The organism is Streptomyces sp. 4N124, from assembly GCF_052245395.1.
In the GTDB taxonomy this organism is placed as follows: domain Bacteria; phylum Actinomycetota; class Actinomycetes; order Streptomycetales; family Streptomycetaceae; genus Streptomyces.
Map to the genome: position 1 here is coordinate 31,439 of NZ_JBQQBS010000053.1, position 12,286 is coordinate 43,724.

Genomic DNA, 12,286 nt, shown 5'->3' on the forward strand with positions numbered 1-12,286 from the left:
ACCCCCGCATCCCCCGTTACTTGGGGCGTTCCCCCGAGTCGTCCGTGATACGCAGATCCGTGCCCTCGGCGTCGACCGGCTGGAGCGTGATCGTCACACGGTTCGTCGTGCCCTTGGACCGCGCGGCCTTCGCCTCGGCCCCGAACGGCAGCACCAGCACCTTCGCCCGTGCCTCCGCGTCCTTCTTCACGTCCACGGAGAACTCGACCTCGACCACGCCCGTCCGGAACTGGATCTCCTGTCCCGCTCCGTCCCGCATCGCCTGCTGAAGCTCCGCCCGGATCGCTCCGATCGCCTCGGCCAGCCCCACCCATGCCTCGTCCGCCACCAGGCACGCACCCCCTCATCCCCGTATACACGTCGTGGCGCAGCGTACTCGCCCCGCCATGTCGCGAAGAGGCTGTGGGCGTATTGGGGTGGCCTTCGGTAGCGCGTCTCGTTACGGTCGGCCGAATGGAGATCTTGCGCTATACGGCGTTCACCACCGACCCGGCCGGAGGCAACCCCGCGGGTGTCGTCCTCGACGCCACCGGGGTCGACGACGCGACGATGCTGGCGGTGGCGGCTGAAGTGGGGTATTCGGAGACGGCGTTCGTGGTGCCGGCCGACGATGGCGGGCTGGATGTGAGGTACTTCAGTCCGCTCGCCGAGGTGCCGTTCTGCGGTCATGCGACGATCGCGACGGCGGTCGCGTATGCGGAGCGGCATGGGCCGGGGTCCCTGGTGTTGCGCACCAAGGCGGGGGCGGTGCCTGTCACGGCGGAGCGGGCGGAGGACGGTTCCGTCGTCGCCTCGCTGACCAGCGTCGAGCCGCGTACGGCAGCCTTGTCGGACGCCGATCTGGCCGAACTGCTCGACGCCCTGCGCTGGTCGGCCGAGGATCTCGATCCGGCGCTGCCGCCGCGGGTGGCCTATGCCGGGGCCTGGCATCCGGTGATCGCGGCCGGTGCCCGGAGCCGGCTGGCCGAGCTGGACTACGACATGTCCGCGCTCAGCGCGCTCATGAGCCGCAAGGAGTGGACGACCGTCGATCTGGTCTGGCGGGAGTCGCCTACGGTCTTCCACGCCCGCAATCCCTTCCCGCCGGGCGGTGTCGTCGAGGACCCCGCCACCGGTGCGGCGGCTGCCGCGTTCAGCGGCTATCTCAGGGAGCTGCAACTCATCGCCGTACCGGCCGCCTTGACGATCCACCAGGGTGTGGACATGGGGCGGCCGAGCACGATCTGGGTGTCGGTGCCGGAGGCACCCGGCAGCGGCATCGGCGTCACCGGCGCCGCCGTACGCATCGGAGCGGACCTCACTCCAGATCCCGCCCAGCAGTGAGGTGAGGCCCGCTACTTGGACTTGGACTCAGCCTTGGCCTTGGACTTGGCCTTGGCTTGGGTCTTGCCCAGCCCCAGCGGGCCCGCGATCTCCTCCGCCATCACCTTCCCGGCCTCGAACTCGAGCGTGTCGTCGCCCATGGCCTGGTCCGTGTCGAGGCCGTCGAGCTCCTCAAGGGGCTGGTTCAACCGCACATGCGCCAGGACGGACTGCAACGCCCGCAGTGTCGCCGAAGCCGTGGCGCCCCAGTTGGAGAAGTAGGAGAACTGCCACCACCACATGGCCTCGGTGGTGCGGCCCGCGCGGTAGTGGGCCATGCCGTGGCGGAGGTCGGTGATGACGTCGGTGAGGTCGTCGGAGATACGGGCGGGGACCGGCGCCTTGCGGGGCTCGTACGGGTCGAAGACCTCCGAGTAGACGTCGACCGGTTCCAGGAGCCGGGCGAGGTTCTCGCGGAGGTCGTCCACGTCCGGCTCGGGGCCGGGGTCGGGCTCGTAGCGATCCTCGGGCACCAGGTCCTCGTGCGCGCCGAGGCGGCCCCCGGCGAGCAGCAGCTGGGAGACCTCCAGCAGGAGGAAGGGGATCGCCGATTCCGGCTCGTCGCCCTTCGCCACCTCGGTGACCGCAACGAGGAAGCTCTCTACCTGGTCCGCGATCTGGACCGCGAAGTCGTCCGGGTCCTGCGTGGTCGCGTGCAGCGTGGCGTCAGACATCTAGGAGTCGTCTCCCCTCGAAGGCGCGGCCGAGGGTCACCTCGTCCGCGTATTCCAGGTCGCCACCCACCGGGAGGCCGCTGGCCAGGCGGGTGACCTTGAGGCCCATGGGCTTGATCATGCGGGCGAGGTACGTGGCCGTGGCCTCGCCTTCCAGATTCGGGTCCGTGGCCAGGATCAGTTCCGTGACCGTCCCGTCGGCCAACCGCGCGAGAAGTTCTCGTATACGCAGGTCGTCCGGACCGACACCCTCGATCGGGCTGATCGCGCCGCCGAGGACGTGGTAGCGGCCGCGGAACTCACGCGTGCGCTCGATCGCGACGACATCCTTCGGCTCCTCCACCACACAGATGACAGCGGGGTCGCGGCGGGTGTCGCGGCAGATGTTGCAGTTCTCCTCCTGCGCGACGTTCCCGCAGATCGCACAGAAGCGGACCTTGGCCTTGACCTCCATGAGGGCCTGCGCAAGGCGCCGTACATCCGTGGGTTCGGCCTGGAGGATGTGGAAGGCGATCCGCTGCGCGCTCTTGGGACCGACGCCGGGGAGCCGCCCCAGTTCGTCGATGAGGTCCTGGACCACGCCTTCGTACACGGACTGCCCGCCCTTCCTGGTGTTCTCTCAGTTCGTACGGTAGTTGCCGGATGCCCGCCGCAGTAAGGCAGGTCCGGTCACAGAACAGGTGTCAGAACGGCAGGCCGGGGATACCGCTGCCGCCGCCCAGACCCTGCGCCAGCGGGCCCAGCTTCTGCTGCTGAAGCGTCTGCGCGTTCTCGTTGGCCGCGTGGACGGCCGCGATGATCAGGTCGGCGAGCGTCTCGGTGTCTTCGGGGTCCACCGCCTTCGGGTCGATCTTGAGGGCGCGCAGCTCACCGGCGCCGGTGACGGTGGCCGTCACCAGGCCGCCGCCGGCCTGGCCGTCGACCTCCGTCTGCGCCAGTTCCTCCTGCGCCTGCGCCAGGTCCTGCTGCATCTTCTGGGCCTGCTGCAGCAGCTGCTGCATATTGGGCTGGCCACCACCGGGGATCACGATCAGCTCCTCTTCGGGTACGGGTTTTTTCCCGCTCGTTTTTCCCGCTCGGCACGAGCCTACGTGGTCCGCGCAGCCGTCGCCCCAGCACTCTTTCGAGTGAGGTGGCCGTGAGTCCTATACCTGATCAAGGCCCACTTCCGGGCGGAAAAGAGACGAAAACCGGGTCTTCGCCACCCATTGGGCGGTAGGAAGGGTGCGGCGCGTCAGCATCAGGTGTCACGTGAGCGCCAGGCAGGCGTCACGCACCGTGATCAGTAGGGAGTGCCGGGTGGGTCAGCCGGAGATGCAGCCCGAGGGTCGGCCTCAGGACGGGCGCGGCAAGGACGCCGCCGGGCTGCGGCCGGGCGATCTGGCCGGGCGGACGTTTCCGCTCGGGGACTGGGCGGAGCCGGCGGAGCGGCTGGACGAGCTGTACCGGTGGGTGGAGCGCGGGGCGCTGGACACCGCGACCTGGTATCTCGCCGATCGGGTGTGGAAGCGGCGGGGGGCGCGAGGGCTGCGGGCGGGTGCCGCGGTGGGGGCGGTGGCGGGGGGTGCGTTGCCGTTGCTCGATCTGACGGGGGTGCTGGTCGGGGCGGCCGCGTGGGGGTATCTGGCGCTGCTGCTCGGGGCGGCGTGTGTGGCGGTCGACCGGTGCTTCGGAGTCACGTCCGGGTGGATAAGGGACGTCGCGACTGCGCAGGCAGTGCAGCGGCGGCTTCAGGTGCTGCAGTTCGAGTGGGCCTCGGAGAGTGTGCGGGAGGTGCTGGGGCCGGCGGAGGGGACGGCGAGTGAGGCCGCGGAGCGGTGTCTGGGGGTGCTGCGGAGGTTCTCCGAGGACGTGACGGAGTTGGTGCGGGTGGAGACGGCGGACTGGATGGTGGAGTTCCGGACGGGGTCCGCGCCGATGGGGATTCAGTCGGCTGTCGCTGGAGGGACGCGGGGGGAGGGGGCTGTGGTGCAGGGGCGGTTTCCTATGGCGCCGGGGGGCTCCGCCCGGCCGAACATGCCTCGGCAGCGGCCGCCTGAGCCAAGGTGACCCGGAGTTGTGGCTGGGCGGGGGTGGGTCGCGCAGCCCGGCGCTGACGGGGTGCCGCCTGCGCCCACCCGTGCCGCCCCAGGCGGCACGCATGCCCGCAGCTGAGCTGAACCGACCTGCCGACTGCTGGCTGGGCGCCGCCCTCGCGGCACGCATGCCCGCAGCTGAGCTGAACCGACCTGCCGACTGCTGGGTGGGCGCCGCCCTCGCGGCACGAATGCCCGCAGCTCAGCGGCTAGGCCTGCGGGTTCGGGAACGCGACCGGGCTCCTGAGCCCCGCCCTGTTCACCGCTCTCACCCCGAAGAACACGTTGTCCTTCGACAGGTCGACCTCGTAGGTCGTCACGTCGCCCACCGGGATCACGTGGGTCCACTCCGGGGACGTCGTCTCGCGCCAGACGACCTCGTAGCCGGTGAGGTCGGGTTCCGTGCCCCTCGTCCACACCAGCTCGGTCGAGTTGGTCAGGGTGGCGGTGATGATCTTGGCGTCCCGGGGCGTGCCGGGAGCTTGGGCCAACGTCCACAGAGTCGCGGCGTTCACCTTCGCCACCCTCGTGATGAACGGGAAGTCGCAGAACTCGGGCAGGTCGCCGTACTGCTTGCCCGTTTCGTCGATGCGAACGTCCTGGTGCTGATGGGCGTAGTCCTCGGTCGGTTCGGTGAAGCGGGCTGCGGGATAGGCGCGTTCGAGGAAGGGGATGTGGTCGCCGCCACGGCGGTAGCGGTCCCGGCGGTAGATGACACGGACGCGCATGCCCGTCGCGTCGTTCTGAGCCACGTCCCGGACGAAACGGGCCAGCTGACGGGTCGCGGAGTCGTTCTCGCCGCCCACCGAGCGCCGTGTCGCCGCCTGCTCCGGCGTCTCCGAGGACGGCACGCCCTCCGCGAAGAGGCGGATGGTGTACGGGTCCACCGTGCCGTCGTCCGCCTTCGGGCTGCCGACGATGTCATTGGTGAACATGCCCTGCACATCCGTCCCGGCCGCCCGGTACTGCTGCGCCATGTGCGCCGCTCCGTACAGCCCCTGCTCCTCCCCCGCCACCGCGGCGAACACGATCGTCGCGGCGGGCCTGCGCGTCGCCATCACCCGGGCCAGTTCCATCGCCACCGCCACGCCCGACGCGTCGTCGTCCGCGCCCGGCGAGTCCGAGGTGGCGTCCATGACGTCCGTGACACGGGAGTCGTAGTGGCCCGAGACGACGTACACGCGCTCCGGCGTCACCGAGCCGCGCAGCGTCGCCACCACGTTCGTGATGCGGGTCGCGACCGGGATGCGGGGCGCCGGTTCCTGGACGTACGACTGGAGCTCCACCGTCATACGGCCGCCCGACGTCTCGGCGTACTTGCGCAGCTCCGCCGCGATCCAGTCCCGGGCCGCGCCTATGCCGCGTTCCGGGTCGTCCTGGGTGGAGAGGGTGTGGCGAGTGCCGAAGGAGGCCAGTTTGCGGACGGTCGCCTCGATTCGGGACGAGGACAACTCCCTTAAAAGCGCACGTAGTTCACGGCTCGGCCGCTGGGCCGTCGCCGGGCCGCCACCAGCCGACGGATCACCAGCCGACGGATCACCAGCCACCGGATCACCAGCCACCGGATCACCGGCAGCCGCATCCGCCCCGCCCCCACACCCCACCACCGCCGCGCTCGCCGCCGTAGCGGTGAGGACCGTTCTTCTGGAGGGGCTGGGGCGCATCTCGTCTCCCGTGGCCGGTGCGAACGAACCTCCACCCATGGTTGTAGACGCGTCAAGCGGCGCGCAAGAGGGTCTGAAGTGCTCCGAGTCGAGGGAGCGTCAGCCGTCCTTGCAGAGCCGCTCCCCCGCCGTCGTCGAGCACGGCAGGTGGCCGTGGCTGCGGATCACGTTCTGGCCGTTGTTCCGGATGTAGTCGAGGAAGCTGCCCGCGAGGGAGCCGGCGGGCGAGGCCCCATAGGTGTAGGCGTACTCGACGCCGCGATACGGGTAAGGGCTGCCGTCGCCCTCGATGGCATCGAGGGAGGCGGTGTCGCCGCCGAGGGCCAGGCGATTCACGTTCTTCTCGTCGATGGCCTGCTCGATTTCGCTGTAGCCGATGGCGCCCTGGGTGGCGGCGACCTTCTTCAGCACGTCCTCCGTGGAGTCCAGTTCGCAGCGCACCGGGGCGGAGGTGCCGTTCCGGAGATCGCAGTCCAGGGACGTGCTGGGCACGCCCTCCCACTGTCCGTCGAGCACCCGGTCCTGGAAGACCTGCCGCGTACCGGAGTCGGCGTCCCGGCTGACCAGGACGATGCGCCAGTGCGGCAGCGACGGGGCGACCTCGTCCCAGTACCCGATCTCACCCGTGTAGATGCGCCGTACCTGCCTCAAGGTCAGGCCCTCCGGGAGGTCGAGCCCCTTGTTGGCGACCAGTGTGAAGACCGACAGGGCGACGGGCTCGGCCTGCAGTGCCGCGCCGGCACTCTTGTTGCGGCCGTCCGAGAACGCGATCATGGATGCCCGGGTCTTCGCCGACTCGTCCTTCAGTGCGGCGAGTTCACCGACGCCGGCCGTACTGCCGCGTGCCTCCACGGTGATGTCGGAGCCGTCGCAGTCCTTCTCGTACTGCTCCGCCAGGTCCCGCGCCACCAGCGCGAAGGCGGTCGATCCGGTGATGGTCAGCTTGCCCTGCTCGCAGCCGAGGGGCGGCTGCGGGTTGTCGTCGCGGGCGAGGACGATGCTCGCGAGGGTGACGACCGAAACGGTAAGCATGATGGTGATCACCCGGGCCGCCCGGCTGAACAGCGGCGGCTTGTCGTCCGGCAGCGCCCCGCGGTTGGGACGCACCACACCGTCCCGGATGCCGCCGACGAGCTTGATGTCGCGGCCCACGTCACCGCCGGACAGCAGCACCAGCAGCTTGAAGTACTCCCCGCGGTTGAGCGGGACGCGCGGGAGGCGCAGCTTGTTGCCGTCGTCGTCGTAGCCGAAGCCCGAGTGCGGGGTGAAGTGGCTCATCAGATGGTCGGTGCCTTGCGGCTGGGTGACCGACACACCGTGGATGGTCCGGTCGGTGAACTCCACGGTCAGGCCGTTGAGTTCACGGCTCGTGTAGTCGTCGAGGCCGATGCTCTCCGAGCCGTCGTTCTCGATGCGCAGCAGGACGAGCGTCCCGTTGGCCATGTTGGGCGCGTCGAACGAACCGAGCCGGACGTTCGGGCGGCCCGACTGGACGTCGTCCCCTATCGGGTTGTCCATCTGGACGCGGTAACCGATCCGCTTACGCCGCGGTATGTGGCGCTCGTACCACACCATGGCGATCGAGGCCGCGATACCGATGCACGCCGTCGCGACGGCGACGACATTCTCTGCGCTCAGCCACTCCACTGGGTGCCCCCGCAACTCCCAGAACCCGTTAGTGTCCGGTCACTGTACGGTCGCGGGCTGTGATATTCCGTTTCCGTCCGCAGAAGTTCGCTTGAGATTCAACTGCCGCGCGGGTCTTCACGCGCGTGTCTTCAACGGGCGTGCACACAGGGGGACTTGGTCACTCTCGCGTATAGGCCAGCTTCTCCCCGCTGCTCGCGTTCACCCGCTCCAGCCGGCCGTCCGGCAGCAGGGTCAGCTCGGTGGCGGCGCCCGGGGTGCAGGAGGAGGCCGGCTCACCGACGGTGACGGTGGACGGGCCGATCTTCAACGGGCCGTCCGCGCCCGGTTCTTCGGCCAGCTGAGCCTGGAACACACAGTGATAGTCCGGGCCGTCGGCCGCGAGCGACAGCACTGTGTCACCCACCTCGCCCTGCTGGAGGGTGAGTCGACGGGTGTGGCTCCCGGCGTCGTTGTCGATGGTCGCGTTCCACGTCCCCAGGAACCCCGTCGGAATCGCACCGTCGGCGGGCGCCGAGGTGGCCGGGGAGGACTCCGGCGCCGTCGTCGGCCCGGATGTGGCGGAGGCGCTCGCGCTCGGCGACGCGGTGGACGTGCCGTCGCCCTTGCCCTCGTTCTTCTCGTCCCCCGAACCGTTCATGAGCGCGTACACCGAACCACCGGCGGCGAGTGCCACGACCAGCGCGATCACGACGAGCAGCACCGTGGAACGGCCGCTTTGGCGCGGCGGTTCCTGGGGAGCGCCGGGCCCGTACGGCGGGGTCGCACCGAGGCTGCCGTACGGGTTGTACTGCTGGCCGTACGGCGGCGCCCCGGCCCCCGGCTGCTGCGGGTACCCGTACCCCGCGGGCTGCGGGTGCTGCTGGGGATAGCCGTACGCCGGGTGCGGCGCCGGGGCGGGCGGCGGGGCCTGGGGGCCCTGGCCCGAGACCATGGTGGGCAGATGGTTCAAGGGGGCACTGCCACCCGGCTGTCCGGGCGGAGGCGGCGCCTGTACGGCCGTAGGAGCGTCGTCGTCCGCGGCCGGCGCATGCTCGGGGGACGCCTCAACGGCCGCTGCGTCCTCAGGGTCTTCCGTCTCCAGCAACTGCACGGCGTGCCGCCCGAGTTGGGCCACCAGCGCGCCGGGCAGCCACGGATCCCGCGACCGCCCGTCCGAGACGGTCGCGTCGGCGCCCGTACGCTCCAGGATCTCGTCGAGCGTCGGCCGCGCCGCCGGGTCCTTGCGCAGACAGTGCTGTACGAGGTCGGCGATCCCCTCCGGTACGCCCTCCAGGTCGGGTTCCTCCTGGGCGATGCGGAACATCAGGGCGTGGACCCCGCTGTTGGCGGCGCCGAAAGGGAGGTTGCCGGTGGCGGCATAGGCGAGGACGGAGCCCAGGCAGAAGACGTCGCAGGCCGGGGTGATCCGGTCGCCGCGCACCTGCTCGGGCGCCATGAAGCCGGGCGAGCCGACGAGCGCGCCGGTACGGGTGAGCCCGCCGTCGGTCACGGTCTCCAGGGCACGGGCGATCCCGAAGTCGATGACCCGAGGCCCGTCGATGGTGACCAGCACATTGGACGGCTTCAGATCCCGGTGGATGCTCCCGGCCGCGTGAATGTCCTTCAGCGCATACGCGAGCCCGGCCGCGAGGATGCGCACGGACCGCTCGGGCAACGCCCCATGATCACGGCCGACGACCTGCTGCAGGCTGGGCCCGGCGACATACCCGGTGGCCACCCAGGGAACGGCGGCCTCGGTGTCCGCGTCCAGCACCGGCGCGGTCCAGTCCCCACCGACCTGCCGCGCGGCCTGCACCTCCTGCCGGAACCGCGCCCGGAACTCCTCCTGCGCGGCCAGCTCCTCCCGCACCAGCTTGACCGCGACGGTCCGCCCCCGGTCGGACCGGGCCACATACACCTGCCCCATCCCGCCCGCACCCAGCCGCGCCAGCAGCCGATACGCCCCGATCCGCGGTGGATCCCCGGCCCCCAGTTTCTCCATCGCCGCGCCGCCCTCCCCCGATACACGCTGTGCAATGGATCGAGGATACGGCGGAGATACGGCGAGGTGAGCGGGGCGGTGTCTACGGTTCCGTAACAGGGAGTCCCACTTGCTCCAGGACCTTCGACAGCCGTTCCAGGGTTCGTACGGCGTCCATGAGTTCGTCCTCCCCGAAGGCCTCCGCGAGGCGGTCGGCGAAGACGGCGTGCCCGGGGTCGATCCGGCGGACCGCCGCGAGCCCGTCCTCGGTCGGTGCGAGGAGCTTGGCGCGGCGGTGGGCGGGGTTGGGCCGGTACTCGGCGAGCCCTCGCTCCACCAGCAGATCGGCGATCCGCTGCACGCTCTGCCGAGTGATGCCCATCTCCCGCGCGATCCCGGACACCGGCAACGGCTCCCGCAGCACCGCGCCGAGCACCTGCCACCAGGCGGCGGTGAGCCCGGCCGGCCGCGCCAACTCCTCCGCCACGGCGAGGAATTGACCGTTCAGCCGGAAGACGCCGAGGGCGCTGCGGCTGAGCAGATCCTGACGCTCCCTGCTCACTCGGCCGCCCCCTGAAGGACGGCGTACGCCTCCGCGTCCGAGTCGTGGAACAGCCGGTACCAGGCGTCGAGCACCTCACCCTCGTACACCCCGAGCAGCCGGAAGATCTCCCGCGCGAAGGCGACGGGCTCGGTGGGACCGGCCGTGACGAGGTTGCCGTCGGTCACGGCGTCCGCGTCGACGTACCGGTCACCGCCCTTGTATCCGGTGGCCGCGAGATAGAAGGAGACGGCGCTGGTGTGGTCGCGGTCGTCGAGCAGTCCCTCACGAGCGAGTCCAGCGGTGCCTCCGCAGATCGCGGCGACGGGGACGCCGGCGTCGAGGAACTCCCGCGCCTTGCGCGCGAACGGCGCGAGATCGTCGCTCGTGTCCCACAGATCGGCGCCCGGCAGGATCAGTAGCGAGCTGTCTTCGGGGCGTACGTCGTCCAGGGCGAGGTCGGGCTGGATACGGAGCCCGCCGATGCTGGTGACGGGGTCGAGGGTGGGACCGACGGTGCGGATCGGGTACCCGGCGCGGGCGAGAAAGGCGGTCGCGTGTCCGGGCTCCCAGTCGGCGAGGGAGTTGTAGACGGCGAGGTGTACGGGCTGGTGGCTCATGGTTCCTCCTGGACCCTTTGAACTGATGACAGTATGCTGTCACTTACGCAGCATACTGTCAATGACTTTCAAGTGGGATCGCTCGCTGTCGACAACCTGTCGCGGAAAGCGTCATCCCACAGACAGGACGCCGATACCGCTTCCGCATCGCGGACATTTACGCTCGCCCGCATGACCCCTCAGCCAGATCCCGAGGTCGGCGCCGCCGTGAAGGCCGCGGACCGTGCGCATGTGTTCCACTCCTGGTCCGCGCAGGAGCTCATCGACCCGCTCGCCGTCGCCGGCGCGGAGGGGTCGTACTTCTGGGACTACGACGGCAATCGCTACCTCGACTTCACCAGCGGGCTCGTCTACACGAACATCGGCTACCAGCACCCGAAGGTCGTCGCCGCGATCCAGGAGCAGGCCGCGAGGATGACGACCTTCGCGCCCGCGTTCGCCGTCGAGGCGCGGTCGGAGGCGGCACGGCTGATCGCCGAGCGGACGCCGGGTGACCTGGACAAGATCTTCTTCACCAACGGCGGCGCGGACGCGGTCGAGCACGCGATACGGATGGCGCGGCTTCACACGGGCCGGCCGAAGGTGCTGTCGGCGTACCGCTCCTACCACGGTGGTACGCAGCAGGCGGTGAACCTCACGGGTGATCCGCGCAGGTGGGCATCGGACAGCGGTTCCGCCGGCGTGGTGCACTTCTGGGCACCCTTCCTCTACCGCTCCCGCTTCTACGCGGAGACGGAGGAGCAGGAGTGCGAGCGGGCTCTCGAACACCTGGAGACGACGATCGCCTTCGAGGGGCCGTCGACCGTCGCCGCGATCATCCTGGAGACGATTCCGGGGACTGCGGGGATCATGGTGCCGCCGCCGGGCTATCTGGCGGGCGTCCGTGAGATCTGCGACAAGTACGGGATCGTCTTCGTGCTGGACGAGGTCATGGCCGGGTTCGGGCGGACGGGCGAGTGGTTCGCGGCGGACCTGTTCGATGTGACGCCGGACCTGATGACCTTCGCGAAGGGCGTGAACTCCGGGTATGTGCCGCTGGGCGGGGTCGCGATCTCGGGCGCGATCGCCGAGACCTTCGGGAAGCGGGCCTATCCGGGTGGGCTGACCTACTCCGGGCATCCCCTGGCCTGCGCCGCCGCCGTCGCGACGATCAACGTGATGGCCGAGGAGGGCGTCGTCGAGAACGCGGCGAAGCTCGGTACGTCCGTCGTCGAACCGGCGCTGCGAGAGCTGGCCGAGCGGCACGCCTGCGTGGGCGAGGTGCGCGGCGTCGGCATGTTCTGGGCGCTGGAACTCGTGAAGAACAAGGAGACCCGCGAGCCGCTGGTGCCGTACAACGCGTCCGGCGAAGCGAACGCCCCGATGACCGCGTTCGGCTCCGCCGCGAAGGCGAACGGTATCTGGCCGTTTGTGAACATGAACCGGACGCATGTCGTACCGCCGTGCAACGTCAGCGAGGCGGAACTGAAGGAGGGACTGACGGCGCTGGACGCTGCGCTGAGCGTGGCTGACGAGTTCGCGGAGTAGCTGCCGGGGGGCGGGTCGCGCAGCCCGGCGCTGACGGGGTGCCTCCCCCAGAGGGGGACCCCCAGCGCCCACCCGTGCCGCCCCAGGCGGCACGTATGCCCGCAGCTTGCGGGGGCGGCGGGGGCGAGGACAACCGCCCTCCCGCTCCCCCCGCCAGGACGGCGACCCCTGCAACGCGAACGCGTAAGGTGGCGTGCTCGTAGACATATGCGA

12 protein-coding genes are annotated in these 12,286 nt (G+C 70.2%); 3 read left to right on the forward strand and 9 right to left on the reverse strand.

Going from position 1 to position 12,286, the window contains the following annotated elements; genetic code table 11:
* Positions 1-16: 16 nt before the first annotated feature.
* Entirely contained in the window at positions 17-328 is a 312-nt protein-coding gene (locus ACTWQO_RS37355) for a trypco2 family protein (protein WP_443241827.1), read from the reverse strand.
* Positions 329-453: 125 nt separating this feature from the next.
* On the opposite strand from ACTWQO_RS37355, the gene ACTWQO_RS37360 reads away from it, so the two are divergent.
* Complete coding sequence (locus tag ACTWQO_RS37360) at positions 454-1,323, forward strand: PhzF family phenazine biosynthesis protein (RefSeq protein WP_443241828.1); 870 nt, start codon at positions 454-456, stop codon at positions 1,321-1,323.
* A gap of 11 nt (positions 1,324-1,334) precedes the next feature.
* Here ACTWQO_RS37360 and ACTWQO_RS37365 read toward each other — a convergent pair whose 3' ends face one another.
* From ACTWQO_RS37365 to ACTWQO_RS37375, 3 genes are all read right to left on the reverse strand, one after another.
* Positions 1,335-2,036: a DUF5063 domain-containing protein gene (locus ACTWQO_RS37365; RefSeq protein WP_443241829.1), complete on the reverse strand. Its 702-nt coding sequence runs from the start codon at positions 2,034-2,036 to the stop codon at positions 1,335-1,337.
* Positions 2,029-2,628 (reverse strand): recombination mediator RecR, encoded by a 600-nt coding sequence (recR, locus tag ACTWQO_RS37370; RefSeq protein ID WP_155055651.1) that lies wholly within the window; start codon positions 2,626-2,628, stop codon positions 2,029-2,031. The genes ACTWQO_RS37365 and recR overlap by 8 nt, the downstream gene beginning before the upstream one ends.
* Before the next feature lie 91 nt (positions 2,629-2,719).
* Positions 2,720-3,064 carry a YbaB/EbfC family nucleoid-associated protein gene (locus ACTWQO_RS37375; protein WP_362943406.1) on the reverse strand — a complete coding sequence of 115 codons (345 nt, stop codon included), beginning with the start codon at positions 3,062-3,064 and terminating at the stop codon, positions 2,720-2,722.
* A 271-nt stretch (positions 3,065-3,335) separates the two neighbouring features.
* Between ACTWQO_RS37375 and ACTWQO_RS37380 the strand changes: the two genes are divergently transcribed.
* A complete protein-coding gene (locus ACTWQO_RS37380) occupies positions 3,336-4,085 on the forward strand; it encodes an SLATT domain-containing protein (RefSeq protein WP_443241830.1) in 750 nt (249 codons plus the stop codon).
* Positions 4,086-4,320: 235 nt separating this feature from the next.
* Here ACTWQO_RS37380 and ACTWQO_RS37385 read toward each other — a convergent pair whose 3' ends face one another.
* The 5 genes from ACTWQO_RS37385 to ACTWQO_RS37405 form a co-directional block, all read right to left on the reverse strand.
* Positions 4,321-5,562 (reverse strand): M20/M25/M40 family metallo-hydrolase, encoded by a 1,242-nt coding sequence (locus ACTWQO_RS37385; RefSeq protein ID WP_443241831.1) that lies wholly within the window; start codon positions 5,560-5,562, stop codon positions 4,321-4,323.
* Between the two features lie 312 nt (positions 5,563-5,874).
* Complete coding sequence (locus ACTWQO_RS37390) at positions 5,875-7,422, reverse strand: PstS family phosphate ABC transporter substrate-binding protein (protein WP_443241832.1); 1,548 nt, start codon at positions 7,420-7,422, stop codon at positions 5,875-5,877.
* A gap of 160 nt (positions 7,423-7,582) precedes the next feature.
* Positions 7,583-9,406, reverse strand: a complete 1,824-nt coding sequence (locus ACTWQO_RS37395) for a serine/threonine-protein kinase (RefSeq protein WP_443241833.1) — start codon at positions 9,404-9,406, stop codon at positions 7,583-7,585.
* 82 nt (positions 9,407-9,488) lie between these two features.
* Positions 9,489-9,947: a MarR family winged helix-turn-helix transcriptional regulator gene (locus ACTWQO_RS37400; RefSeq protein ID WP_443241834.1), complete on the reverse strand. Its 459-nt coding sequence runs from the start codon at positions 9,945-9,947 to the stop codon at positions 9,489-9,491.
* Positions 9,944-10,546 carry a type 1 glutamine amidotransferase family protein gene (locus ACTWQO_RS37405; protein WP_443241835.1) on the reverse strand — a complete coding sequence of 201 codons (603 nt, stop codon included), beginning with the start codon at positions 10,544-10,546 and terminating at the stop codon, positions 9,944-9,946. Before ACTWQO_RS37405 ends, ACTWQO_RS37400 begins: the two co-directional genes overlap by 4 nt.
* A gap of 171 nt (positions 10,547-10,717) precedes the next feature.
* Between ACTWQO_RS37405 and ACTWQO_RS37410 the strand changes: the two genes are divergently transcribed.
* Positions 10,718-12,073 carry an aspartate aminotransferase family protein gene (locus ACTWQO_RS37410; RefSeq protein ID WP_443241836.1) on the forward strand — a complete coding sequence of 452 codons (1,356 nt, stop codon included), beginning with the start codon at positions 10,718-10,720 and terminating at the stop codon, positions 12,071-12,073.
* The last annotated feature ends 213 nt before the right edge of the window (positions 12,074-12,286 follow it).

What these genes read in the sequence shown, in the direction of transcription:
- ACTWQO_RS37395 (WP_443241833.1), bottom strand. Translation starts at nt 9,406, where the DNA reads ATGGAGAAACTGGGGGCCGGGGATCCACCGCGGATCGGGGCGTATCGG.
- ACTWQO_RS37410 (WP_443241836.1), top strand. Translation starts at nt 10,718, where the DNA reads ATGACCCCTCAGCCAGATCCCGAGGTCGGCGCCGCCGTGAAGGCCGCG.
- ACTWQO_RS37405 (WP_443241835.1), bottom strand. Translation starts at nt 10,546, where the DNA reads ATGAGCCACCAGCCCGTACACCTCGCCGTCTACAACTCCCTCGCCGAC.
- ACTWQO_RS37360 (WP_443241828.1), top strand. Translation starts at nt 454, where the DNA reads ATGGAGATCTTGCGCTATACGGCGTTCACCACCGACCCGGCCGGAGGC.
- ACTWQO_RS37365 (WP_443241829.1), bottom strand. Translation starts at nt 2,036, where the DNA reads ATGTCTGACGCCACGCTGCACGCGACCACGCAGGACCCGGACGACTTC.